19 protein-coding genes and 1 pseudogene are annotated in these 25,584 nt (G+C 67.2%); 12 read left to right on the top strand and 8 right to left on the bottom strand.

Going from position 1 to position 25,584, the window contains the following annotated elements:
* Positions 1-17 precede the first annotated feature (17 nt).
* From AWC25_RS08410 to eccA, 5 genes are read left to right on the top strand one after another with little or no spacing between them, the layout of a single operon-like run.
* Positions 18-1,046, top strand: a complete 1,029-nt coding sequence (locus AWC25_RS08410; RefSeq protein ID WP_244899476.1) for a MinD/ParA family ATP-binding protein — start codon at positions 18-20, stop codon at positions 1,044-1,046.
* An 11-nt stretch (positions 1,047-1,057) separates the two neighbouring features.
* Positions 1,058-2,539, top strand: coding sequence for a type VII secretion integral membrane protein EccD (gene eccD, locus AWC25_RS08405; protein ID WP_084229444.1), 1,482 nt, complete (start codon positions 1,058-1,060; stop codon positions 2,537-2,539).
* Complete coding sequence (gene mycP, locus AWC25_RS08400) at positions 2,536-4,200, top strand: type VII secretion-associated serine protease mycosin (protein ID WP_085166621.1); 1,665 nt, start codon at positions 2,536-2,538, stop codon at positions 4,198-4,200. Before eccD ends, mycP begins: the two co-directional genes overlap by 4 nt.
* Positions 4,197-5,747: a type VII secretion protein EccE gene (eccE, locus tag AWC25_RS08395; RefSeq protein ID WP_085166620.1), complete on the top strand. Its 1,551-nt coding sequence runs from the start codon at positions 4,197-4,199 to the stop codon at positions 5,745-5,747. The genes mycP and eccE overlap by 4 nt, the downstream gene beginning before the upstream one ends.
* The gene (eccA, locus tag AWC25_RS08390; RefSeq protein WP_069401477.1) at positions 5,744-7,582 is read left to right on the top strand and encodes a type VII secretion AAA-ATPase EccA; all 1,839 of its coding nucleotides are present in this window, start codon (positions 5,744-5,746) and stop codon (positions 7,580-7,582) included. The genes eccE and eccA overlap by 4 nt, the downstream gene beginning before the upstream one ends.
* Positions 7,583-7,606: 24 nt before the next feature.
* Here the strand turns inward: eccA and AWC25_RS08385 are convergent, their stop codons facing one another.
* Positions 7,607-8,350 (bottom strand): transcriptional regulator, encoded by a 744-nt coding sequence (locus AWC25_RS08385; protein WP_169717118.1) that lies wholly within the window; start codon positions 8,348-8,350, stop codon positions 7,607-7,609.
* A 395-nt stretch (positions 8,351-8,745) separates the two neighbouring features.
* Between AWC25_RS08385 and AWC25_RS08380 the strand changes: the two genes are divergently transcribed.
* Positions 8,746-9,027, top strand: coding sequence for a WhiB family transcriptional regulator (locus tag AWC25_RS08380; RefSeq protein WP_069401478.1), 282 nt, complete (start codon positions 8,746-8,748; stop codon positions 9,025-9,027).
* A gap of 92 nt (positions 9,028-9,119) precedes the next feature.
* Here the strand turns inward: AWC25_RS08380 and AWC25_RS08375 are convergent, their stop codons facing one another.
* Positions 9,120-9,560 (bottom strand): nitroreductase family deazaflavin-dependent oxidoreductase, encoded by a 441-nt coding sequence (locus tag AWC25_RS08375; protein ID WP_069401479.1) that lies wholly within the window; start codon positions 9,558-9,560, stop codon positions 9,120-9,122.
* A gap of 120 nt (positions 9,561-9,680) precedes the next feature.
* On the opposite strand from AWC25_RS08375, the gene sigI reads away from it, so the two are divergent.
* On the top strand, positions 9,681-10,559 hold the full coding sequence (gene sigI, locus AWC25_RS08370; RefSeq protein WP_085166619.1) for an RNA polymerase sigma factor SigI: 879 nt from the start codon (positions 9,681-9,683) through the stop codon (positions 10,557-10,559).
* 9 nt (positions 10,560-10,568) lie between these two features.
* On the opposite strand, the gene AWC25_RS08365 is transcribed toward sigI, so the two are convergent.
* Entirely contained in the window at positions 10,569-11,909 is a 1,341-nt protein-coding gene (locus tag AWC25_RS08365) for a MinD/ParA family ATP-binding protein (RefSeq protein ID WP_232327150.1), read from the bottom strand.
* A 665-nt stretch (positions 11,910-12,574) separates the two neighbouring features.
* On the opposite strand from AWC25_RS08365, the gene gltB reads away from it, so the two are divergent.
* The gene (gene gltB / locus AWC25_RS08360) at positions 12,575-17,158 is read left to right on the top strand and encodes a glutamate synthase large subunit (protein WP_085166618.1); all 4,584 of its coding nucleotides are present in this window, start codon (positions 12,575-12,577) and stop codon (positions 17,156-17,158) included.
* Positions 17,151-18,626 carry a glutamate synthase subunit beta gene (locus AWC25_RS08355; RefSeq protein WP_085166617.1) on the top strand — a complete coding sequence of 492 codons (1,476 nt, stop codon included), beginning with the start codon at positions 17,151-17,153 and terminating at the stop codon, positions 18,624-18,626. The genes gltB and AWC25_RS08355 overlap by 8 nt, the downstream gene beginning before the upstream one ends.
* Before the next feature lie 403 nt (positions 18,627-19,029).
* Here the strand turns inward: AWC25_RS08355 and AWC25_RS08350 are convergent, their stop codons facing one another.
* Positions 19,030-19,881, bottom strand: coding sequence for an LLM class F420-dependent oxidoreductase (locus AWC25_RS08350; protein ID WP_069401484.1), 852 nt, complete (start codon positions 19,879-19,881; stop codon positions 19,030-19,032).
* 51 nt (positions 19,882-19,932) lie between these two features.
* Between AWC25_RS08350 and AWC25_RS08345 the strand changes: the two genes are divergently transcribed.
* Positions 19,933-20,364 carry a hypothetical protein gene (locus AWC25_RS08345; protein WP_085166616.1) on the top strand — a complete coding sequence of 144 codons (432 nt, stop codon included), beginning with the start codon at positions 19,933-19,935 and terminating at the stop codon, positions 20,362-20,364.
* Positions 20,365-20,411: 47 nt separating this feature from the next.
* The gene (locus tag AWC25_RS08340; protein WP_069401486.1) at positions 20,412-21,419 is read left to right on the top strand and encodes a PHP domain-containing protein; all 1,008 of its coding nucleotides are present in this window, start codon (positions 20,412-20,414) and stop codon (positions 21,417-21,419) included.
* A gap of 16 nt (positions 21,420-21,435) precedes the next feature.
* On the opposite strand, the gene dinB is transcribed toward AWC25_RS08340, so the two are convergent.
* Together dinB and AWC25_RS08330 are read right to left on the bottom strand one after the other, a co-directional pair.
* Positions 21,436-22,635, bottom strand: coding sequence for a DNA polymerase IV (dinB, locus tag AWC25_RS08335; protein WP_085166615.1), 1,200 nt, complete (start codon positions 22,633-22,635; stop codon positions 21,436-21,438).
* A gap of 23 nt (positions 22,636-22,658) precedes the next feature.
* Positions 22,659-23,300 (bottom strand): TetR/AcrR family transcriptional regulator, encoded by a 642-nt coding sequence (locus AWC25_RS08330; RefSeq protein ID WP_085166614.1) that lies wholly within the window; start codon positions 23,298-23,300, stop codon positions 22,659-22,661.
* Positions 23,301-23,376: 76 nt separating this feature from the next.
* On the opposite strand from AWC25_RS08330, the gene AWC25_RS08325 reads away from it, so the two are divergent.
* Positions 23,377-24,846 (top strand): flavin-containing monooxygenase, encoded by a 1,470-nt coding sequence (locus tag AWC25_RS08325; RefSeq protein ID WP_069401489.1) that lies wholly within the window; start codon positions 23,377-23,379, stop codon positions 24,844-24,846.
* 11 nt (positions 24,847-24,857) lie between these two features.
* Here the strand turns inward: AWC25_RS08325 and rraA are convergent, their stop codons facing one another.
* Both rraA and AWC25_RS27125 read right to left on the bottom strand, forming a co-directional pair.
* Positions 24,858-25,331, bottom strand: a complete 474-nt coding sequence (gene rraA, locus AWC25_RS08320; protein WP_085166613.1) for a ribonuclease E activity regulator RraA — start codon at positions 25,329-25,331, stop codon at positions 24,858-24,860.
* Positions 25,331-25,584: pseudogene (locus AWC25_RS27125) on the bottom strand (Rv3852 family protein); the annotation flags it as partial. The gene rraA and the pseudogene AWC25_RS27125, both read right to left, overlap by 1 nt.

Below are 25,584 nucleotides of genomic sequence, written 5' to 3'. Positions count from 1 at the left end.
ATGATAGCATCGGCATCGTGACGAATCCGTGGACGGGCTCATCCAATTCTCCTGAACAAAGCGGACCGACTCGGCGAGACGTCCCCGCCGCGCGTTACCAGAATCAGGACTCGGTATCCGGAACATTACGCATTTCCGACATGGTCGCGCCGCGCAAAATCCCGCCGGGTAGCGGCTGGCGAAAATTTGTTTATCAAGCAACGTTTCATACCGTCAACTTCGGTGAGTCACCCGCCGAAAGACATTATCGGGAATTGCAAGAGCGAATCCGACGCCACATTCGCAAGCAGTACGTGATCGGGGTGGTTTCGGGTAAGGGCGGTGTCGGCAAGACCACGATGACGGCGTGCATCGGCGCGGTCTTCCGGGAGTGTCGCCCCGAGAACGTTGTCGCGATTGACGCCGCGCCCGGCTTCGGCACGCTGGCCGGGCGGATCGACGAGTCGCCGCCGGGTGACTACGCCGCGGTCCTCAACGACACCGATGTCCAGGGCTACGCCGACATCCGGGAACACTTGGGGCAGAATAGCCTTGGTCTTGACGTACTGGCCGGGAACCGGGCGTCGGACCAACCGCGGCCGCTGGTGGCCTCGATGTTCTCCGGGGTGCTGTCGCGGCTGCGTCGCACCCACACCGTCATCGTGGTGGATACCTCGGACGACCTCGAGCACCCGGTGATGAAGGCGGTGCTCGACGCGTGCGACACCCTGGTCTTCGTTTCCGGTCTGACCGCCGACACCTCGTTACCGGTGACCCGGGCGATCGACTTGCTGCGCTCGATGGGATATCACGAACTCGTGTCGCGCAGCATGGTCATCCTGAACGACAGTCGCGACAAATACGATGCCGAGGCGCGTACTTATCTCACCGAGCGATTCGCACAATCCGGCGCGACGGTCGAGTTCATGCCGCATGACCCATTCCTTGCCAAAGGCGGGATCATCGATACGCGGCACGAGTTGAAGAAGAAGACTCGGCTGCGCCTATTCGAAATCACTGCGGCATTGGCTGACAAATACATTCCAGATGCCGACAGGCCGCGCTAGTGTCCGCGTTTGTGGGTAAGGTTTCTTTTCCAGCCCGCTGCGCGGTCGCGGTCGTATGTGGCGAACATCTGGTTTCGCAGGTCTACCCCGCCTCGGTGCCGATCGAGGCCTTCCTCGACAACGTGGTCGAGCTGCTCAACGAGGAACTGAAGCGCCGGGGGTTCACCGGACTCGAGCCCGGTGTCGGGTATGAACTGCACAAGGCCAACGGGGTCCGGCTCGACGTAACCAAGACCCTCGACGAACTCGGCGTCGAGGATGGGGCCACGCTCACTCTGGTTCCCGCGGTAGCCGGAGAGTCGTTCGAGCCGCAATACGAGTCGCTGTCCACGGGTCTAGCCCGGGTCGGCAAGGCCCTGTTCGAACCGGTCACCCTGCAAACCGCGGCGCGCACCGCCCTCGTCATCGTCGCGATGACCGCCGTGACCGTGTTGGGATTGGCCGTGCGGCAACGGCTTTCCACCGATGCGTTGCTGCCCACGATCGTGACCGCTGCCGTCGGCCTGTTGATCGCCGGCGGTGCGGCCACGGTGTGGCGGTGGTGGCCGGGGCGCCTCGACATGATCGACGGTCTGGGCTGGATCGCGGTGCCCTTGCTCACCGCAGGCTTCGCCTCCGGTGCCCCTGGGCGCCTCGGCGCCGCGCACGCGTTCATTGCTGCGCTGGCCGGTGCGGTGTTGACATGCGGGATCGCCGCTGCGACAAGGCGACACGCCAATGTGGCGGCCACCGTGGTGACCGTGCTCGGGCTCGCCGGGCTAGTTGCCGCGGCGCGGATGTGGTGGCCGGTTCCGGCGCAGTGGCTGGGGATGTGCACGCTGGTTGCCTTGCTGCTGCTGTTGACGATGGCGCCGACGATCGCGTTGTGGGTCGCCCGGATCCGGCCGCCGTACTTCGGGTCGATCACCGGCCGGGACCTGTTCCGGCGCAGCGCCGGTCTGCCCGCCGACGCGGTCGCACCCGTCGACGAAGGCAGCGACGAGGAAGCAAACTCCGACACCACGCCCCGCGGCGCCCAGATTGCGGCGGCGGCCGTCCGGGCCAACAACGTTTTGACCGGAATCTGCGCCGCAGCCGGACTGGCACTGCCGGTCGCGGTGTGGGTGACGCTGATGCCGGGACATGACCGCAGCACGCCCGCGGCGGTGCTGGCCGGACTGTTTGTGGTGATCTTCATCAGCCGCGGCCGGGCCTTCGCCGACAAACGTCAGGCCGTCGCGCTGGTATGCGGAGCGGCGGCGGCCGTGTGCGTGGCGGTGATCAAATACGTTGTGCACGAGCCTGCTTCGTCGGGCTCCACGCTGCTGTGGGGTGCGCTGGCGCTGGCCGCCTTCGGCGGTGCGGGCCTGCTGGCCGCGTTGCTGGTGCCGATCACGAGGTTTACTCCGCTGGTGCGAATGACCGCTGAGTGGGTGGAAATCGTCGCGATCATCGCGGCGCTGCCGCTGGCCGCGTGGATCGGCGGGTTGTTCACCTGGGTGCGCATGCGATGACTCGGCGGGCGCTCACTGTTGCCGCATTGGCCCAGCGGGTCGGCGCCGCGGCACTAACGACCGTGCTCGTGACGTTGATCGCCGGTCTTCCGGTGGCGCAGGCTATTCCGCCACCGGTGGTGGACCCGGGCCGGGTTCCGCCCGACGGCAAACCGGCCGCCGAACAGCCGATGCGGCAGAGTTTCGCCTGCGCGCGGACGATCACCGTCGCCGACCCCAACGTGGCGTTGCCCGCACCCGGTTTCACCATGCTCAACGTCAGCAAGGCATGGCAGTACTCGACCGGCAATGGCGTCGCGGTGGCGGTCATCGACACCGGTGTCAACCCCAGCCGGCGGTTACCAGTGGTCGCCGGTGGCGACTACATCATGGGCGGCGACGGCCTCAGCGATTGCGACGCGCACGGCACCATCGTGGCGTCGGTAATCGGTGCCGCGCCCCAAGGCACTCCGATGCCGCCACCGATGCCAAGTGCGCCGGCGTTCCCGCCACCGGCCGGTCCGCCGCCGACCGACGCCGGCGCTCCGCCGCCCGGGGGGCCCCCGCCGCCACCCGCACCACCACCGCCGCCGTCACCGGTGACGATCACGCAGACGGTCCCGGCCGCACCGCCGCCGCCACCGCCGCCGCCCGACGCGCCGTCGAACGGACCTGGCGACCCGGCGCCGGGCCAGCCCGACGATCCCGAGGTACCTCCACCGCCGCCGGGTGCGCCCGACGGTGTGGCGGGCGTCGCGCCGCACGCGACCATCATTTCCATCCGGCAGTCATCGCGCGCCTTCGAACCGGTCAACCCGGGCCCCGGCGACTCGGAAGGCCGTAAAAAGGCCGGCACTATCGCCACCCTGGCGAGCGCCATCGTGCACGCCGCGAACATGGGCGCCAAAGTGATCAATATCAGTGTGACGGCCTGCGTTTCGGCCGCCGACCCGCTGGACCAAGGCGCGATCGGGGCGGCGGTTTGGTATGCCGCCACCGTCAAGGACGCCGTCGTCGTCGCCGCAGCCGGTAACGACAGCGAGGACGGGTGCGCGCAGAACCCGACCTTCGACCCGCTCAACGCCGCCGATCCGCGCGACTGGCACCAGGTCAAGACGGTGTCGTCGCCGTCGTGGTTTTCCGACTACGTCCTCTCGGTTGGCGCGGTCGACAACACCGGCGCGCCGATCAACAAAAGCCTGGCCGGGCCGTGGGTGGCGGCGGCGGCACCGGGCGTCGGGATCATGGGGCTGTCACCGGAGACCGGGGGACCGGCCAATGCCTACCCGCCGATTCGTCCGGGTGAGAAGAACATGCCGTTCTGGGGCACCAGCTTTTCCGCCGCGTATGTCAGCGGTGTGGCCGCGTTGGTGCGGGCCAAGTATCCGGCGTTGTCCGCTCACCAGATCATCAACCGGATTCTGCAGACGGCGCACAATCCTCCGCGCGGGGTCGACAACCAGGTCGGTTACGGCGTGGTCGACCCGGTGGCGGCGCTGACGTTCGATGTGCCTGCGGGCGAGCGTCTTCCGCCGGGAGCCGCCACCCGGGTAGTGCACCCGCTGCCGCCGCCACCGCCGCCGGATCACCGCGCCCGCAACGTGGCACTGGTGTTCGCCGGGGTCGTGGTAGCCGCGATCGCGGTGGTGTCGCTGATCGTCCGAGCGCGGCGCGAACGATGAGAGCCGGAACCAAGCTGGCGATCATTGTCGCGATCTTCATCTCCGTTCTGGCCGGGTGGGCCATCGGCGGATATCCCGGCGCGGCAGCGGGTTTGGTGATCGGGATCGCCGTCGGTGTCATCCGGTGGCGGGGCCAGCAGTTGTGGTCCTGGCTGATCCTGTGGCGCCGGCGGCGTTCCCCGATCTGGTGGACCGAGCCCCTCACGGTCGCCAACGACCGCGCCGGCGGGGGGATCCGCTACCAGGACGGCGTCGCCGCGGCCGCGGTTCAACTGCTGGGAAAGGCGCACGCGCCGACATTGTTCACCGGGTCGACCGCGACGTTCACCGACAACGCGTTCGATATCGCCGAGCTGGTGCCGCTGTTGCACCAAAGCCTGGGCCTCACCGTGGGTTCACTCAGCATCGTCACCGCGGGCGCCCGCCGACGCAGTACCGGTGATTACCCGCGGGTGTACGACACTTTGATCGGCACGCCGCCGTATGCGGGACAGCGCGAAACCTGGCTGATAGTAAGGATTTCGGCGCTGGACAACGTGGAGGCGTTGCGTGGCCGAACCTCCGTCGGTACCGCGACCCTGGCGGCGGCGCAGCGAATCAGCGCGGCCATGCGCCAGCGCGGGATCCGCGCGAAGGTGGCCACGGCCACCGACATCGTGGAGATGGAGCGTCGGCTGGGGCGCTCCGCGCTGGACGTTTCGAACCGGCGCTGGCGGTCGGTGCGCAGTGACGGCGGGTGGCTGACGACCTATTGGTACCGGCCCGGTGACCTCAGCACCGAGACGTTGGCACAGGCCTGGTCGGCGCGTGTCGACGGGATCGCGCAGAACATCACGCTTTTCGGCTCCAAAGCGGGGCCCGTCAGCGCCACCGCCACCGTGACGGTGCGTACCGCCCAGCCCCCCACGGCGTCGCTGAGCATGCGGCTGCGCACTCTGCGCGGTGAACAGGCGCAGGCGGTGGCCGCCAACCTGTGCGGCCCGTTGCCGGCGTTGCGCGGCATCCGCCGCGGCCCGCTGCGGGGTCCGCTCGTCATCCCGATCGGGTCGTCGGGTGTGCTGCTCGGCAAGGTCGCCGGCGGGAACCGGATGTTGCTGCCGTTCGACGACGCCGGCGAATTCAGCCGCGTACACATCGCCGCGGAGGACGCGCTGGCCAAGCGGTTCGTCATCCGGCTCGCCGGTGCCGGCGAACGGATCACCGTCCACACCCGAAACCTGCAGCGCTGGGCCAGTGTTCGCATGCCCGACATCGCCGTAACCGATCAGCCCAAGCCGGCGTCCGGCACGACGGTGAGCGTGGTGGACGGCAGCATGTCGCCGGCGCCGCGTCCGAACACATTGATCTCCGTCGGGACGCCAGGCGAACCCTATCGGGGAACCGCGAACGTGCTGATCACCCAGACGGGACCGGCCACAGTGGACGTGACCGCCGCCGACCATGTGCATTCGGTGGAGGTGGAGCTGTTCCGCGCCGAGAATCGGTACGTATCGTCGGAGCCGATGGCCTTGCGAACTCCTGAGCTCGAAGCGATGGACACCCCATGACCAGTCCGGTCGCCGCACGCAAGCACTTCGACCAGGCGATGGCGTTGCTCGACACCGATGTTGCCGGCGCCGCGGCGCGATTTCGCGAAGCGACCGAGGTCGACCCCTCGATGGCCGACGCCTGGCTGGGCCGGATCGCCGCGGGAGACGAGGCGTTGTCGACCATCGAGCAGCTGTACAACTGCGGAAGCCGCCTGCATCGCGAGACCAACCGGATCGGCGCACGCCTCTCGGCACCGATCAAGGCCGGCCCCTATCTGTCGATTTCGGTTACCGAGGCCTCGCATGCCGGCCTGGCGCTGGCCAGCGCCTTGATCGACGCTGGCCAGTACGAGAAAGCCGAAGCGTTGCTTGCGGATTCGACGCTGCTGGACACCTGGGAGAACCATCAGTGGAAGCAGTACATCGAGGCCTACTTGATGTTCGCGACGCAACGGTGGCCCGATGTCGTCTCGGTGGCAGCGGCCATCTTGCCGCCGCAGGCGATCATCATGTCGGCGGTCACCGCGGCCATCTGCACGCTGGCGGCGCACGGCGCGGCCCATCTTGGACAGGCACGGGTGGCGCTGGAGTGGACCGACCGGGTCGAGCTGCGCACCGGCTACGGCGGGACCGAGGCGCGGCGCCAGCAGCTCGAAACAGCCGTCACCGCAATAGATCCCAACGACTTCCCGCTCATCGCGGCCGACCTTGCCTATGTGCGCGGGATGGCGCATCGGCAGCTCGGTGAGGAGGCCAAGGCGCAGATCTGGTTGTCCAAGGCCACGATCAACGGGGCTCTGCTCGAGCCGGCCAAGCAAGCGCTGGCGGACCCCGCCCTGCAGCTGGTGGTTACCGACGAGCAGTCCATACGTTCGCGCACCAACAAATGGGATGTGACCACCGAGCGGTCGGCGCAGCAGCGCGAGGAAGAAGAGCATCAAGAGCGGCGCAGCGAACTGCTGCAAGAGGGCCGGGCGCTGCTCGACAACCAGGTCGGACTGGCCGACGTCAAGCGGGCGGTCGCGGAACTAGAGGACCAGATCGAGGTGCGCGCCCTGCGGTTGGCCGCGGGCCTGCCGGTGGCCAATCAGACCAACCACATGCTGCTTGTCGGGCCGCCCGGTACCGGTAAGACCACCACCGCCGAGGCGTTGGGGAAGATCTACGCGGGGCTGGGCATCGTGCGCCACCCGGAGATCATCGAAGTGAAGCGCGCCGACTTCTGCGCTGAACACATCGGGGCCTCCGGGCCGAAGACCAACGAGCTGATCAATCGGTCGCTGGGCCGCATCCTGTTCATGGACGAGTTCTACTCGTTGGTGGAGCGGCATCAGGACGGCCGGCCGGACATGATCGGGATGGAGGCCGTCAACCAGCTCTTGGTGGCGCTGGAGGTGCACCGTTTCGACTTCTGCTTCATCGGCGCCGGATACGAGAAGGAAGTTGACGAGTTCCTCACCGTCAACCCGGGTCTGGCGGGCCGGTTCAACCGCAAGTTGCGGTTTGAGTCCTACACGCCCGACGAGCTGGTGGAAATCGCCGTCCGATACGGCAAACCACGCGCGACCCTTCTTGATCCCGCCACGGCCGACGCGCTGCGCGCGGCGTGTGCCACCTTGCGCGACTACCGCGCCCCCAACGGGGAACACGGCATCGACGTCATGCACAACGGTCGCTTCGCCCGCAACGTCGTTGAACGCGCGGAACGGCTGCGCGACTCGCGGGTCGCCGCGCAGCATCGCATGGACAAGGGTTCGGTGACCGTGGCGGACCTGCAGACGCTACGCACCCAGGACATCGTGGCGGCGGTCAAGGACGCGTGCACGGAAAAGCATGTGCCGATAGTGCTTTGACGTCTTGGCCGTGGCCGGAAGCGCTCATCCGATCTGGTCGATCAGCGTTTCGATGGCCTCCGCGACATGGGCGGGGACCGGTTCGTCGGCCTCGGCACGCGCGATCATGCCCTCGGCCACCCCGGCGGCCACGGCCGTCTCTTCGGGGGTCAGGTTGGCCCGGCGCCGGGCGGCATACAGCCGCTGGCCCAACGGTGCGCCCGGGGCGGTCGCTCCGAGCATCATCAACTCATCACGATGCCGGCGAACGGCGCTGAGCGCCTTGATCAATTCGGGGGTGATCCGGCTGATCCGGGTTGCCCGGACCGCGACCGCTTCGAGTTGGCGCAAATCGGCGAGGATGGGCGCGGCGCGTTCGACAAATCCGGCGTCATCGGCCGGCGGCAGGGCGGCGATCGCCAGGCTGCAACCGTCCACGGCGGCCACGACGGCCTGAGCGACCAGGGACGCCGCGCCGCCGGTGTCGGTGCCGTCGCCGGCGCCATCGTCGGGTGGGGCGACGGCGTCAGGCTCGGTGGCGACCGGTTCGCCGCGGCGGATCCGCTCGATGGTTCCCGCGGGCCACCGCAGTACCTCCTCGAGCTTGGTGCGCGTCCGCTTTCGCGGCCAGCTGCGTCCCTTTTCGAACGCGATCAGTGCGCCGGCGTTGATGATGCCGTCGGCGGCAAGGCTGCGTTGACTGATGTCGAGCTCGCGGCGGCGGGCCGCGGCCGCGGCACCGGCACGAACCACGCCCGGATCGAGTGCCGTGCTGTCGCCACCTTCCAGGTGGCCGGCGCCATGCTGCACCGCCTGGTGCGACCGCACGACGCCGAGCGGCACGACTTCCGCCCGTTCCCGGCTTACCTGGTCGAACCGTTGCACCCGGCGATCATATCGCATCGCTATGGTTGCAGCGCGCAGTTCTTGCCCGGCCGGGCGACTTTGGAACGAGGTCCACGCCGACAACAGCGTACACACGCTGCAGTTTGCGTCGAGCAACCTGGGGCGCGCATCAACCCGGCATGACCTCGTCATTCACGCCTGCCGGGGAAGCCCTACGCACCGCCTATCTCCGAAGCCATCCACATAACCGTTGCATTGCGACGGTTATGTGGATACGCTGACGAACATAGCCCGCAGAACCGCAGCGCTTACTGAAGACCGACTGGAGGAACGTAGGGATGACCGCGACCGCTGTGTACAACATCCCGTTGGGCGCCTGTACCAACGACCCCGATCGCTGGACGACGGAGCCGGATGCCGAGGCCAAAGCGCTGTGCCGTGCGTGCCCGCGGCGGTGGCGCTGCGCCCGCGACGCCGTCGAGATTCCCGGTGCCGAAGGACTGTGGGCCGGCGTCGTGATTCCCCAATCGGGTCGGCCGCGGGCCTTCGCGCTCAACCAATTGCGGTCGCTGGCCGAGCGCAACGGATACCCCGTGCGTCAGCACATGAAGTCGGCCTGATCCCCCATGACCGGCGAATCTGAGGCAGCGACCGGCGGCAACCGGACGCGGTGCACGACCCCCCGCTGCGGCACGCGCAAGGCCGTCGACCGTCATGCCGGTTCGAACCGGAAGACCGCGACCCGGCCCGCCAGTGCTTCGAATTCGTCAGCCGTTCCATCACGCACCATTCCCGCGCGTTTCGCGAATGCCACACCGACGGGCACCTTCACGGCAAACACCCGCAGTACCGGCCGCGCCTGCGCAGCGGTGAGTTCGACGATCCGGACCCGGCGTGACCGGCGGCCCCGGCTGAGCGTGCCGGTCCCCGCGGCGCGGGCATTGGCCGCCCAGTCGGCCCCGGGGTAGCCGGCCACCACGTAAAGGCCGTCCTGATATTCGAACGGTGTCATCGGGGTGCTCCGCGGTTGACCCGACTTGCGACCCGGCACCGTGAGCACCATTGCGGGTCCGGTCGGTATACCGAGTCGCTGGACCGCCATCATCAGTTTGTTCATCGGCTTGAGGTAGCGCGGCGGCTGCGGTTCGGACATCTTGACTCCTATCTGCCAAACCCGGCGATCGACGAAGATCTGCGGCTACGACGGGCGCGCGGCCGGGAAAGTTACAGTCAAAGCGCGTAACTTTTCCCGGCACCAGATCGTCGATGTTTCATGAACCAGTTCCCGCCACCCACCGACCGGATCGCCGACGCCTGGTACCGCCACCGCCCGTATCTGGTCAATCTTGGCTACCAGATACTCGGAGACGTCGGCGACGCCGAAGACGTTGCGCAAGAAGCATTTCTGCGGTTGTCGCGGGTTGACGACGGTGAACTCGATGACGTTCGCGGCTGGCTGACCGTGGTCACCAGCCGACTTTGCCTCGATCAGCTGCGCTCGGCGCGAGCGCGCCATGAGCGGCTGGGCCGCGGCGCGCTCGAGGACCTCGACGTAGCGCCGGCACCCGGGCTCGACCCGGCGGACAAGGCAACCCTCGACGACGAGGTGCGGGCCGCGTTGCTGGAAGTCCTGCAACGCCTCAACCCGGGCGAGCGGGTCGCGTTCGTCTTGCACGACGTTTTCGGCGTTCCGTTCGACTCGATCGCCGAAACGGTCGGTCGTCCGGTCGGCACCTGTCGGCAATTGGCGCGGCGCGCGCGAGCGAAATTCATTGCGGCGCAACCGAGCCCGAACGAGGTGACGCCCGCCGAGCACCGGCTGGTGACCGACACGTTCATCACTGCCTGCGCCAACGGAGACATCGCGGCGCTGACCGCGGTGCTGCATCCGGCGGTGTGGGGCGTGGGCACCCTGCTGGGGGATCCGCCGCCGCCCCCGCAGATCAACCACGGGCCGCCGGCGGTCGCGACAAACCTGATGCGCTACTTGGGCCCGGGTGTCACGCTGGTCAGCGGTCCCGCCGGGCAACCGGTGCTGTTGGCGTTCGCCGAACGCCGGCTGTTCGCGGCCATCGTGCTGACCCTGCAGGGCCCGCTGGTCGGCAAGATCGAGGCGATTGCCGACCCGGCGGCGCGAGCCGCGACCACCTGAGGAACGGCATCAGCCGCCGGCGTTGTCCTCCGGGCCGGACGTGCCGGGCCGCGCACCCCGCGCCCCGTCGGCAGTAGCGAAGAACCCGGCGATCATCGCAGTGGCCTCCAGAAACTTGCGGCGGGTGGCGAGGGCCATCTCGTGCTTGACGTCGATGACACCGCCGGGGCGCAGATGCGGATCGAATGGCACCTCCACCACCGGACGCCCGTGCTCGACGAACTCACGCACCAGCAACGCCCGGGTGCGTTTGTCGGCGTGCCCGTCGGAGTCGTTGAGCACCACGAGGGTGTGCTGCAGCAGCGTTGTCATGCCCTGATCCGACAGCCACTCCAGCGTGCGGGCCGCCGCGGACGCCCCGTCCGCCCACGGTGACGACACCACGACCAGGGCATCCAGGTCGCGCAGCACTTCCTGGGTGACGGGTGCATCCATCGTCGAACCGCAGTCGATCACCGAGATCGTGAAATGGCGGTCCAACCGGGCGGCGGCTTCCCGGTAGATCGCGGGATCGAGCACCCGCCGCGGTCCGGACGCCGGCTCGCCCGCGAGCACATGCAGACCCACCGCGTTGCGGCCCACCCGGGCGGCGACGTCGGCGAACGACTCCAGGTTCTTGTCCGCGGTCAGCTCCCAGAACGAGCTCGTCGAGCGCGGATCGATGCGGCTGCTCAACCGTCCGAAGGCGGTATCGGCGTCGATCGCCACGACGTGGTCTTGGTGGCGCAGTTCGGCGAACAACGACCCAACGCTGGCCGCGACGGACGTCTTACCGACGCCACCCTTGCCCACCACTCCGACCTTGTGATTGCCCCGGAACGCGGTGCGGATGGCCGCCTCGAATTCGGCGTCTCGCAGTTGTGCGGGTGACGGTCCCAGCTTGACGAGACCGAAGGTGAGCAGGCGCAGGACCCGGCGCCAGCCGCGTTCCAGCGGTGCGGGCGGGACGGCGGGCGCGGGTTTGGGGGCGGCGTCGGCCACCGGTATCCGGGTCGTCGCCATATGCGTGACGAGCGAGGGCGGCGGGTCGGGCCGAAGCGGCGGTGGTGGCGGTCCGGCCGGCGCCGACGGCCGGGGCAACGGCAGCGCGGCGGGCCGCGGCGGTGGCGGTCCAGCCGGTGCTGGCGGTCGGTGCATCGAGGGCGTCGGAACCGGTCCGGACGGGCGTGGCGGGACAGGTCCGACCGGGCGCGGGCCGGGTGCGAACCCCTCGCTGGGGGGCGGTGTGGGCCGCGGCGTAGGCGGGGCGTTCTGCGGACCCCGCGACGGCGGACCGGGCGGAGGTGCAGCGGGGGCGCTGGGCCGGTCGGGCTGCAGACGGTCCCGCAGGAATTCGTCGCGCTCGTTCATGGGCTCCTCGGTGCCGGGCGATGGATCGTCGCGTGTCGCGGCCGAACAGCAGGGGTGATACGCGACCGGCATCTTCGCACGCGTCATCTCAGTATCGCGCAAACTCCGCAGGCCCGGACCCCGAGCCGGCGCCGGGCCGGGCTTGTCCCGCCGCGCCGGTCACCGGTGACCCGCACACGTTGGCCCCGCGCTGTATCCCTGTCCCGCAGTGCGCGATGCTGCCGGCCTGTGATCGTGGCCATCGGCGGTCCCCGGATACGACGCGCGTCACAGCAAACCCGATGAGGCGGCCCGCGGGGCGGCCGGGTTGCGCCCGTGTGCGCTGTCGTGGGTGGGTTGATGAGCCGCGCAAGCCCATTTGCGCGGGTCATCGCGGGCGGGCCGCAGCGAATTTACGTCGCCGCTACCTGCCGGGCTACACTTGCAGAAGTTGGCATGTCAGGCGGTTTTTGTCATATCGTTTTACGACTTGTCGAGACCGGGTACACGCCACCGTTCAGCGCCGCACGGACGATTCCCATATCGGATCATTTTTCCGCCTGGGATACAGCCTATCGACAAGACCGAAGGGGCCAGCCCGCAACCTCCGGGTGCGGCCCCGTCGGAGCCACCGAAAATGGCCGCAACCGGCCGCGCAGCAAGTTCTGGTGAAGAGGCAGGTGCATATGACGCCCGAGCGCGTTGGGTTGTACAACCCCGCGTACGAGCACGATTCGTGCGGGGTAGCCATGGTCGTCGATATGCACGGCCGCCGCAGCCGCGACATCGTCGACAAGGCGATCACCGCGCTGCTCAACCTCGAACACCGTGGTGCCCAGGGCGCGGAGCCGCGCAGCGGCGACGGCGCGGGCATCCTGATTCACGTCCCCGACGCCTTCCTGCGCGAGGTCGTGGACTTCGAGCTGCCGGCACCGGGGAGCTATGCCACCGGCATCGCCTTTCTGCCGCAATCGTCCAAGGACGCCGCCGCCGCGTGCGCCGCGGTGGAAAAGATCACCGAATCCGAGGGGCTGACGGTCCTGGGCTGGCGCAATGTCCCCACCGACGACTCGTCGCTGGGTGCGCTCTCGCGCGACGCCATGCCCACATTCCGGCAGTTCTTCATAGCGGGTGCCTCCGAGATGGAGCTGGAGCGCCGCTGCTACGTCGTGCGCAAGCGCGCCGAGCACGAGCTGGGGACCAAGGGCCCAGGCCAGGATGGGCCCGGCCGAGAGACGGTTTACTTCCCCAGCCTGTCCGGCCAGACCATGGTCTACAAGGGCATGCTGACCACGCCGCAGCTCAAGGCGTTTTACCTTGACCTGCAAGACGATCGGATGACCAGCGCGCTGGGCATCGTGCACTCGCGCTTCTCGACCAACACCTTCCCGTCGTGGCCGCTGGCGCACCCGTTCCGCCGCATCGCCCACAACGGCGAGATCAACACGGTCACCGGGAACGAGAACTGGATGCGCGCCCGCGAGGCGCTGATGAAGACCGACGTCTTCGGATCCGTTGACGATCTGGAGAAGTTGTTCCCGATCTGCACCCCGGGCGCTTCGGACACCGCCCGCTTCGACGAGGCGCTGGAATTGTTGCATCTGGGCGGCCGCAGCCTGCCGCACGCGGTGCTGATGATGATTCCCGAGGCCTGGGAGCGCAACGAGTCGATGGATCCGGCCCGGCGCGCGTTTTACGAGTACCACGCATCGTTGATGGAGCCGTGGGACGGCCCGGCGTCGATGACGTTCACCGACGGCACCATCGTCGGCGCCGTGCTTGACCGCAATGGCCTTCGCCCGTCCCGCATTTGGGTTACCAAGGATGGCTTGGTGGTGATGGCCTCGGAGGCCGGTGTCTTGGACCTGGACCCCTCGACGGTGGTGCAGCGCATGCGACTGCAGCCGGGCCGGATGTTCCTGGTGGACACCACCCAGGGCCGCATCGTCGCCGACGAGGAAATCAAGGCCGAGTTGGCGGCCGAACACCCCTACCAGGAGTGGCTGGACCGAAACCTCGTTCCGCTGGAGTCGCTCCCGCAGGGTGACTACATCCGGATGGCCCATGACCGACTTGTCATGCGGCAGTCGGCATTTGGCTACACCTACGAGGAGCTCAACCTGCTCGTGGCTCCGATGGTCCGCACCGGTGCCGAGCCGATCGGATCGATGGGCACCGACACCCCGGTGGCGGTGCTGTCGCAGCGTCCCCGGATGCTCTACGACTACTTCCACCAGCTCTTCGCGCAGGTGACGAACCCCCCGCTGGATGCCATCCGCGAAGAGGTGGTGACCAGCCTGCAGGGCACCACCGGCGGCGAGCGCGACCTGCTCAGTCCGGACGAGTTCTCCTGCCATCAAATCGTGCTGCGGCAGCCGATTCTGCGCAACCACGAGCTCGCCAAGCTGGTCAACCTGAACCCTGACGACGAAGTCAACGGGCGCCCACATGGCATGCGCTCCAAGGTAATTCACTGTCTGTACCCGGTCGCCGACGGTGGCGCCGGGCTGGCAGCGGCGTTGGAAGACGTGCGCGCGCAGGCGTCCGCCGCGATCGCCGACGGCGCCCGGGTGATCATTCTTTCCGACCGCGATTCCAACGAGCGGATGGCGCCGATTCCGTCGTTGCTCGCCGTCGCCGGTGTGCACCATCACCTGGTGCGCGATCGGACCCGTACGCACGTCGGTCTGGTCGTCGAGTCCGGCGATGCCCGCGAGGTGCATCACATGGCGATGCTGATCGGCTGCGGCGCCGCCGCGGTCAACCCGTACCTGGCCTTCGAGTCGATCGAGGACATGCTCGACCGTGGCGTGATCGACGGGATCGACCGCGACAAGGCGCTGAGCAATTACGTCAAGGCCGCCGGTAAGGGCGTGCTGAAAGTCATGTCCAAGATGGGCATTTCGACGCTGGCGTCCTACACCGGTGCCCAACTGTTCCAGGCCATCGGAATTTCGGAGGACGTGCTCGACGAGTACTTCACCGGGCTGGCCTGCCCGACCGGCGGCATCACCCTGGACGACATCGCCGCCGACGTGGCGGCCCGGCACCGGCTGGCTTACCTGGATCGGCCGGACGAGCGTGCGCACCGCGAACTCGAAGTGGGTGGGGACTACCAGTGGCGCCGGGAAGGCGAGTACCACTTGTTCAACCCGGAGACGGTGTTCAAGCTGCAGCACGCCACCCGCACCGGGCAGTACAAGATCTTCAAGGAGTACACCCGCCTGGTCGACGACCAGAGCGAGCGGATGGCCTCGCTGCGCGGGCTGCTCAAGTTCCGCGGGGACGTACGCCCGCCGGTTCCGCTGGATGAGGTCGAGCCGGCCAGTGAGATCGTCAAGCGCTTCTCCACCGGTGCGATGAGCTACGGCTCGATCTCCGCGGAGGCGCACGAGACGCTCGCTATTGCGATGAACCGGCTGGGTGGCCGGTCCAACAGCGGTGAGGGCGGCGAGGACGTCAACCGTTTCGAGCCAGACCCCAACGGCGACTGGCGTCGCAGCGCGATCAAGCAGGTCGCCTCGGCACGATTCGGCGTCACTTCGCACTACCTGACCAATTGTTCGGATATCCAGATCAAGATGGCACAGGGCGCCAAACCCGGTGAGGGCGGCCAACTCCCGGGACACAAGGTGTACCCGTGGGTGGCGGAAGTCCGGCACTCGACACCCGGCGTCGGCCTCATTTCACCGCCACCGCACCATGACATCTATTCGATCGAGGATCTGGCGCAGCTGATTCATGATCTGAAGAACGCCAACCCGCAGGCGCGGGTTCACGTGAAACTGGTTTCGGAGAACGGCGTCGGCACGGTCGCGGCCGGGGTATCCAAGGCCCACGCCGACGTGGTACTGATTTCCGGCCACGACGGCGGCACCGGTGCGACGCCGCTGACTTCGCAGAAGCACGCCGGTGCTCCCTGGGAGCTGGGGCTGGCCGAGACACAGCAGACCTTGCTGCTCAACGGGTTACGCGACCGCATCGTCGTTCAGGTGGACGGGCAACTCAAGACCGGCCGCGACGTGATGATCGGCGCCCTGCTCGGCGCCGAGGAGTTCGGTTTCGCCACAGCGCCCTTGGTGGTCGCGGGCTGCATCATGATGCGGGTGTGTCACCTCGACACCTGTCCCGTCGGTGTGGCCACCCAGAACCCGCTGCTGCGGGAGCGTTTCACCGGGAAGCCGGAATTCGTCGAGAACTTCTTCATGTTCATCGCCGAAGAAGTCCGGGAGTACATGGCGCAGTTGGGTTTCCGCACGTTCAACGAGGCCGTCGGCCAGGTGGGCTCGCTGGACACCACGCTGGCGCGGGCGCACTGGAAGGCACACAAGCTGGATCTGGCCCCGGTGCTGCACGAGCCCGAGTCCGCGTTCATGAACCAGGACCTGTACTGCAGCTCGCGTCAGGACCACGGCCTGGACAAGGCGCTGGACCAGCAATTGATCGTGATGAGCAGGGAGGCACTGGATTCCGGCAAACCCGTCCGGTTCTCCACCACGATCAGCAACGTGAACCGCACCGTGGGCACCATGCTCGGCCACGAGTTGACGAAGGCTTATGGCGGCCAAGGCTTACCGGATGGAACGATCGACATCACCTTTGACGGGTCCGCGGGCAACAGTTTCGGCGCCTTCGTGCCCAAGGGCATTACCTTGCGGGTGTACGGCGACGCCAACGACTACGTCGGCAAGGGCTTGTCGGGTGGCCGCATCGTGGTCCGCCCGTCCGACAATGCGCCGGCCGACTACGTCGCCGAGGAAAACATCATCGGCGGCAACGTAATTCTGTTCGGCGCCACCAGTGGGGAGGCTTTCTTGCGCGGCGTGGTCGGCGAACGGTTCGCGGTCCGCAACTCCGGCGCCCATGCCGTCGTTGAAGGCGTCGGTGACCATGGTTGCGAGTACATGACCGGCGGCCGGGTGGTGATCCTGGGGCACACCGGACGCAACTTCGCGGCCGGCATGTCCGGCGGTGTGGCCTACGTCTACGACCCCGAGGAACAATTGCCGCAGAACCTGAACACCGAAATGGTGGACCTCGAGGCGCTCGACGCCGACGATGCCGAGTTCCTGCGCGGCATCATCCAGGCGCACGTCGACGCCACCGATTCCGCAGTCGGACAGCGGATTCTTGCCGACTGGCAGGGACAGGGGCGGCACTTTGTCAAGGTGATGCCGCGCGACTACAAGAAGGTGTTGGAGGCGATCGCCCAAGCGGAGCGCGACGGCGTCGATGTCGACAAGGCGATCATGGCGGCCGCGCATGGCTGATCCAACTGGCTTCCTGAAGTTCACTCACCGGGAGCTGCCGCAACGGCGGCCGGTCCCGCTGCGATTGAAGGACTGGAAAGAGGTCTACGAGGACTTCAACGACGACACGCTGCGCGAGCAGGCCTCGCGGTGCATGGACTGCGGTATTCCGTTCTGTCACAACGGCTGTCCGCTGGGCAACCTGATCCCCGAATGGAATGACCTGGTGCGCAGGGGGCGGTGGCGCGATGCCATCGAGCGGTTGCACGCCACCAACAACTTCCCGGACTTCACCGGGCGGCTGTGTCCGGCGCCCTGCGAACCGGCGTGCGTGCTCGGCATCAACCAGGATCCGGTCACCATCAAGCAGATCGAGCTGGAAATCATCGACCACGCCTTCGAGGAAGGGTTCGTCGAGCCCAAGCCGCCGACCAAGCTGACCGGAAAGACCGTCGCGGTGATCGGTTCGGGTCCGGCCGGGTTGGCCGCGGCCCAACAACTCACCCGCGCGGGACACAGCGTCACCGTCTTCGAGCGTGCCGACCGGATCGGCGGACTGCTGCGCTACGGCATTCCGGAATTCAAGATGGAAAAGCGCGTCTTGGACCGTCGCCTCGACCAGATGCGGGCCGAGGGAACCGAATTCAAAGCTGGTGTCAACGTCGGCGTTGACATCACCGCCGAACAATTGCTCGCCGATTTCGATGCGGTGGTGCTGGCCGGCGGCGCGACCGCCTGGCGTGACCTGCCGATCCCGGGGCGCGAATTGGATGGCATCCACCAGGCGATGGAGTACCTGCCGTGGGGCAATCGCGTGGCATCGGGCGACTTGGCAGACGGGGTGCTGGGCCCCGACGGGCAGCCACCGATTACCGCCAAGGACAAGAAGGTCGTCATCATCGGCGGCGGTGACACGGGAGCCGACTGCCTGGGCACCGCACACCGGCAAGGCGCTGCGTTGATCCACCAGTTCGAGATCATGCCGCGGCCGCCGGAGGCGCGCGCGGAATCCACGCCGTGGCCGACCTATCCGCTGATGTACCGGGTCTCCTCGGCGCACGAAGAAGGTGGCGAACGGGTCTTCTCGGTCAACACCGAAAAGTTCGTCGGCACCGACGGGCGCGTGACCGCGCTCAAGGCGCACGAAGTGCGGATGCAGGACGGCAAGTTCGTCAAGGTCGACGGCTCCGATTTCGAACTTGAGGCCGACCTGGTGTTGTTGGCAATGGGATTCGTGGGCCCGGAAAAGGAGGGCCTGCTCACCGAGCTCGACGTGAAGCTCACCGAACGGGGCAACGTCGCGCGCGGCGCCGATTACGAGACGTCGGTGCCCGGCGTTTTCGTTGCCGGCGACATGGGTCGGGGTCAGTCGCTGATCGTATGGGCGATCGCCGAGGGGCGGGCTGCCGCGGCGGGCGTGGACCGGTATTTGATGGGGTCAACCGCCCTTCCGGCGCCGATCAAGCCCACGGCTGCACCGCTTCAGTAGTCCCACTAGTCCCATTAGTCCCTCCAGAAACACGCTGGTTTTGACCGGCGAGCCTGCGACAGTTTGCCAGGCGCTAGGTGTCTAATGGCCAATTGTGTGCTTCGTCACAGCGGAGTCGCGGTAGAACAGATCGATCGCAGGAGTGATCACTGTGCATGTGAATCCAGTACCTCGTTCGCGGGTGGGGCGAATGGCCTGGTCTTGGCTTCGTCACCCGGTCAAGAGCCGTGAGTTCCCCGCCAAGCGGGAGCGTCTGATCACCGCCGAGGAGATGCTCCTCTTCGGTGCCTAGCTACTCAACTCGACGACCGGCGGGGCTGCGCCGAATTTGCTCGGCTCGGCACAGTCCCGGCAACAGGTCACAGCAGCATCAACAACCACACCGGCAGCCCCGCCGACCGGGTCAACCGGCGTAGAGCCCCGAATCGCGGATCGCCTCGGCCAGCGGCTCCAGCACGGCGGGGGTATGCGGCGGCGGCAGGTAGACGATGCTCAGATCCAAGCCCTCGGCGCCGAGCGCGCCCGCCGTTTCGATGACCTGCTGGTAGTTGAGATCCTCACCCAGCCGCACGTGCGCCGACATGGTGATCTCCTTGGGGTCGCGGCCGATGTCCGCACACCGCGCCGCCAGCACGTCGCGCTTGCGGGCGAACTCTTCGGGCGTCCCGCCGGCGAAATTCCAGTGTTGGGCGTACCGCGCGGTGAGCGGCAGGGTGCGCTTCTCGCCGCTGCCCCCGATGCAGATCGGCGGGTGCGGACGTTGCGGGCCCTTGGGCTCGTTGCGCGCGTCCTTGAGTTGGTAGTACTTGCCGTCAAAGTTGGTGGTGTCCTTGGTGAGCAGGCTGATCAGCACCTCGCAGGCCTCCTCGAAGCGATCGAAGCGTTCCCGGATGCTGCCCAGCTCGATGCCATAGGCACCCGACTCCTCCTCGTTCCACCCGGCGCCGATGCCCAGTTCGAGCCGGCCGTTGGAGATGATGTCGAGCGCGGCGGCCATGTTGGCCAAGACGGCGGGGTGGCGGTAGTGGATGCCGGTGACCAGGGTGCCCAGCCGCAGCCGCTTGGTGGCCTGGGCCAGCGCCGTCAGCGTGGTCCAACCCTCCAGGCACGGTCCGGTGCTGTCGGAGAAGATCGGGTAGAAGTGGTCGAACGTCCATCCCGACTCGAAGAGTTCGATGTCGTCGGCGGCCTGCCACACGGCGAGCATGTCCGCCCAGGTGGTGTTTTGTGGGGAAGTCTTGAAGGCGAATCGCATGCAATCGACGTTAGTCGAACTTTATGAAGCGCAACTAAACTCAGTCCCGCGATGAGCTACTCGTTGGGACTCGACACCAAAGTCACCCTCCTCGCGGCGGGGCTGATCTTTTTGCTAGCGCTCGTCCTCGGGGTCTGGAAGTACCGGCAAATCGTGACGTCGCAGGAGCACCGGGCCCATCCGTATGTCGATATCGCCCATCGGGCTGCGTTGCTTTACTCGTTCGCGACCCTGTTGCTGGCGGTTTTCGTCGAACTGAGCGCCTGGCCGACGGGGGTCAACCTGAGCGCGGCAATGGTCGTCGTGTTCTTCTTCGTCGGAGCGATCGCCGCCTACATCGAGCACGGCGCGCGACGAGACACCGTCAATCAATTCGAAAGCCCGGCGCGCGGCACCGCGGTGGCGATGGTCCTGCTTATCGTCGGCGAGAGCGGGGGGTTCGCGGTGGTTTTCACCGGCTTCATCGCGGGCCAGCCGTGGTGATTGGGCAGGCTTGGCGCTGACCTGCGGGACCCGGGCACACTGGTGTGATGGATCCGGTAACCGCGCTGCGGCAAATCGCCTACTACAAGGACCGGAGCCGGCACGACCCGCAGCGCGTCATGGCCTACCGCAAGGCCGCCGACATCGTCGAAGGGTTGGACGACGCGGAACGTGAGCGGCACGGCCAAGCCAACAGCTGGCAGAGTTTGCCGGGCATCGGACCCAAGACCGCGAAGGTCATCGCCCAAGCCTGGGCGGGCCGCATACCCGACGCGCTGATCGAATTACGGGGTGCTGCAACCGATCTCGGCGGTGGTGAGGTGCGCGCGGCGCTGCGCGGTGATCTGCATCTGCACTCCAACTGGTCGGACGGGTCGGCGCCGATCGAAGAGATGATGGCGACCGCGGCGGAGCTCGGCCACGAGTACTGCGCGTTGACCGATCACTCGCCGCGCTTGACGATAGCCAACGGCCTGTCACCGGAGCGGCTGCGCAAACAACTCGACGTCATCGACCGGCTGCGCGACGAGTTCGCACCGATGCGCATCCTGTCGGGCATCGAGGTGGACATCCTCGAGGACGGCAGCCTGGATCAGGAAACCGAACTGCTGGAACGCCTCGACGTCGTCGTCGCCAGCGTGCACTCCAAGCTGGCAATGGATTCGTCGGCGATGACCCGCCGGATGGTGCGCGCGGTCTGCAACGGTCACACCGATGTACTCGGGCACTGCACGGGGCGGCTGGTCGCCGGCAACCGTGGCATTCGCCCGGAGTCGCAGTTCGACGCCGAAGCGGTCTTCACCGCCTGCCGGGACCATGGCACCGCGGTCGAGATCAACTCCCGCCCCGAACGGCGCGACCCGCCGACCCGGCTGCTGAACCTGGCGCTGGAGATCGGCTGTGTCTTCAGCATCGACACCGACGCGCACGCACCGGGTCAGCTGGACTTCTTGGGCTACGGCGCGCAGCGCACACTCGACGCCGGCGTCCCGGTCGACCGCATCGTCAACACCTGGCCGGCCGACAAACTGCTGGAGTGGACCGCGTCCAACTGACGTCCGACTGCGGGGTTCAGTCCGGCAGATGCGGCACTTCTAGACCCGAGTCGCGACCGATCAACACACCGCGAGTGAGGGCGGACTTGCCGAAGCGACGGCGTACCTGATCGACCGCCGCGTCCACGCTGGTCGACTCGCCGTCGAAGGGCAGCATCAGCTGTTGGGCGCCGGTGCGATCGATACCCGATACCGCAAACCCCACCAGCGTCAATCCGCGCTGCGCGATCAGCGGGACGGCGGTGGCGACCAGCTGGCGCGCGACGGCCAGGATCGGTTGCGTCGACGCCGTTGGCCACGGCAATGTGCGCGACCGGGTGGCCCGGGTGAAATCGTCGAACCGCACCCGCAGCACGACGGTGCGTCCGGTGCGCCCGGCGGCCCGCAGCCGAGCGGTGGTGCGGTCGACCAGGTTGACCACCACGGCGTCGAGTTCGCTCGGCGACATTCGGTTGCCCGCACGGCCGAGCGCCCGCTGGGCGCCGACCGACCGGCGGCACACGCCGGTATCGACCCGGCGGCGGTCGATATTGCGCGACAGCGCAAACAGCTGCCTGCCCATCGCGGCGCCGACCAGCGAGGCCAGCGTCGCCTCGCTGAGTTCGGCGATGTCGGCGACCGTGGCCAGCCCGTACGCGTGCAACTTTTCGGCGGTCACCGCACCGACGCCCCAAAGCCGGCGGACCGGGAGCGGCCGCAAAAAGGCCAGCTCTTCATCCGGCGGTACCAGCAGCAGGCCGTCGGGTTTGGCTTCCTGGCTGGCGACCTTGGCCAGGAATTTCGTCCGCGCAATTCCAACCGTGATGGGCAGACCCACCTGGTCACGCACCGCGGCGCGCAGCCGCGCCGCGATCTGGACCGGCGTGCCCGATACCCGCCGCAAACCGCCGACGTCCAGAAACGCCTCGTCCACCGACAGCGCCTCGACCAGCGGAGTGGCCTGCCGAAACACCTCGAACACCGCGTCGCTGGCGCGCGAGTAGGCCGACATGCGCGGCGGCACAACGGCCGCGCCCGGGCACAGCCGCCGGGCCTGCCGGGCGCCCATCGCGGTGCGCACACCGTACGCCTTCGCCTCGTAGCTGGCGGCGAGCACCACACCACCGCCGACGATCACCGGGCGGCCGCGCAGGGTCGGGTCGTCGCGTTGTTCTACAGACGCGTAGAACGAGTCCAGGTCGGCATGCAGGATGGACGCGTCATGCCGCACGAACATATGTTCGCATGCGGGCCCGACAACTAGCCGGATTCGCCGTAGATGCTGCTGACCCAGATGTGGGTGAGGGTGTCGACGACTCGCTGCTGGTCGACGGCCGGCGTCTCTGCCGACAGCGCCGCCATCATCGTCCGCTCGTTCATCTGATTGAGTGACGTCGCGAGATCCGCGGCCGGGATCGTGTGCGGTGCGGCGCCGCGTTCGCGTTCCGCGGTGATCATCGCGGCCGTCTGGTCGATCCACTTCTGCATGAATCCCAGCCACGTCGTGCGGAGCTCGGCGTTGGTGGCCAACGCCTCGGTCGCGGCGCGGGCCAGCGCACGGTGCGTGCTGAAAGCGGTGAAAAATGCCTTGATGCCGTTGCGCCACACCCGCCGGGGGTCGGTCGGCAGCCGTTGGATGGCCCCGTCGAATTCCGAGTCCGCACGCGCGATCACCGGCTCGAGCAGCGACAGCAGCACCGCCTCTTTGGACTTGAAATAGAAGTAGAACGTCGGGCGGGACAGGCCAGCGCCTTTGGCCAGGTCATCGACCGAGATGTCGGCGAGCGACCGCTCTTGGAGCAGCCGCTCGGCGGTCGCCAGGATGGCTTGCTCGCGATCGTCACCGGACGGGCGCAGGGCACGCCGTCCGCGCAGGGCACGGGTCTGGCCGGCAGTCGTCACACCGGATACTTTACACATCGTTGAGAACCTCAACAGTGTGTTGACTACCTCGACATCGCGTTGATAGCGTGGCGCTATGACTGAGCACCTCGACGTCGTCATCGTGGGCGCCGGCATCTCCGGCGTGAGTGCGGCGTGGCACCTGCAGGAGCGGTGCCCGTCCAAGAGCTACGCCATCTTCGAGCGTCGCGATGATCTGGGCGGCACCTGGGACTTGTTCAAATACCCCGGCATTCGGTCCGACTCGGACATGTTCACTCTCGGCTTCCGGTTCAAGCCATGGCAGTCGGCGAAATCGATCGCCGACGGCGCCGACATCAAGGCTTACATCAAGGAAACCGCGGTCGAGAACAAGATCGATCAACACATCCGTTACCGCCACCGTGTGGTGGCCGCCGACTGGTCCGACGCCGAGGGCCGGTGGACCCTCACCGTCGAACACGACGGCCAGCAGCGCGAGATCACGTGCTCCTTCTTGTTCGCGTGCACCGGCTACTACAACTACGACGAGGGCTACTCGCCTACCTTCCCCGGCGCCGACGACTTCGAGGGCACCATCGTCCATCCGCAGCACTGGCCCGAGGACCTCGACTACGCGGGCAAGAAGATCGTCGTGATCGGCTCCGGAGCCACCGCGATCACTTTGATTCCGGCGCTGGTGAATTCGGGCTCCGGCCACGTCACGATGCTGCAGCGCTCGCCCACCTACATTGGATCGCTGCCCGGGGTGGATCCGTTCGCCGCGCGGACCAACCGGCTGCTGCCGGAACGTCTTGCGCACGTGGCCAACCGCTGGAAGGCCATCGCGTTCAGCACCTTCCAGTACCAGCTCGCCCGGAAACGGCCGGCGTACATGCGCAATCTGCTGATGACGATGGCAAGGCGACGGCTGCCGGAGGGCTACGACGTCGAGAAGCACTTCGGTCCCCGCTACAACGTGTGGGATCAGCGGTTATGTCTGGCGCCCGACGGCGACTTCTTCCGGACCATCCGGCACGGGAAGGCAGACGTCGTCACCGACACGATCGACCGGTTCACCAAGACCGGGATCGAGCTCGACTCCGGTGCGCATTTGCAGGCCGACATCATCATCACCGCAACGGGTTTGAACATGCAATTACTCGGCGGGGTGCAGCCGACCCGAAACGGCCAGCCCTTCGACCTGACGTCGTTGATGACCTACAAGGGCCTGATGTTCTCCGGGGTGCCTAACTTCGCGATCACCTTCGGTTACACCAACGCATCCTGGACACTGAAGGCCGATCTGGTCTCCGAGTTCGTCTGCCGACTGTTGAATTACATGGACGACAAGGGTTTTGACATTGTCGAACCCCAACATCCGGGCGAGGACGTCGACGAGCAACCGTTCATGGACTTCAACCCCGGTTACTTCCAGCGGTCCATGCACCTGCTCCCCAAGTCGGGATCGCGGGCGCCGTGGCGGCTCAAGCAGAATTACTTCTTCGACATGCGCATGATCCGACGCGGCAAGGTCGCCGACGAAAATCTGCGGTTCTCGAAGAAACGGGCGCGCGTCGCGGCCTGATCAGCCAGGCGCTACACGACCACTATGCCGTCGTCGTCGCTGTAGGCGATCTGACCCGGCACGAACGTCACTCCGCCGAGGCTGATCTCGATATCACGTTCGCCGGCACCGGTTTTGGTGCTTTTGCGGGGATTGGTGCCCAACGCCTTGATGCCGATCTTTAGGCCGCGCAGCGCGGCCGCGTCACGTACCGCGCCGTTGACGATCAATCCGGCCCAGCCATTGGAACGGGCGAGTTCGGCGATGCGGTCGCCCACCAGCGCGGTGTGTAACGAGCCGCCGCCGTCTACCACCAGCACCCCACCCTCGTTGGGTTGTGACAGCACGGATTTCAGTAGGGCATTGTCCTGAAAGCAGCGCACGGTGCTGATCGGCCCGGCGAACTCGGTGCGTCCGCCGAACTGGCGGAACTGAATGTCGCAGCTGCGGACGCCGGCGCCGATGTCGTCGACGAGGTCGGCAGTGGCGGTGAATGCGACGCCCATCAGTGCCGCCTCAGTTGGCGGATCAGCAGGATCGCAAGCAGACTCAGCGCGACTGCCACCGTCACCGGGAGCGCCGACTGCGCGGCGATCGACCGCGAGAGGTCGGCCGGGACCGGGTCGTTGGCGCGCTCTACGGTTGACTTCGCTTGCGCCGCAGCGTCTTTGGCGGCAGCAGCAATCTCGGCAGTGGACTGGGGCTGGTTGCCAGTCGGCGTCTGCGGTTGTTGCGGCGGGGTGGGGGAGGGGCTGGGGG

The sequence above is a fragment of the Mycobacterium sherrisii genome (assembly GCF_002102355.1).
Lineage (GTDB): Bacteria > Actinomycetota > Actinomycetes > Mycobacteriales > Mycobacteriaceae > Mycobacterium > Mycobacterium sherrisii.
The sequence above is the reverse complement of the archived record's forward strand: the minus strand, read 5'-3'. Positions and strand labels throughout refer to the sequence as shown.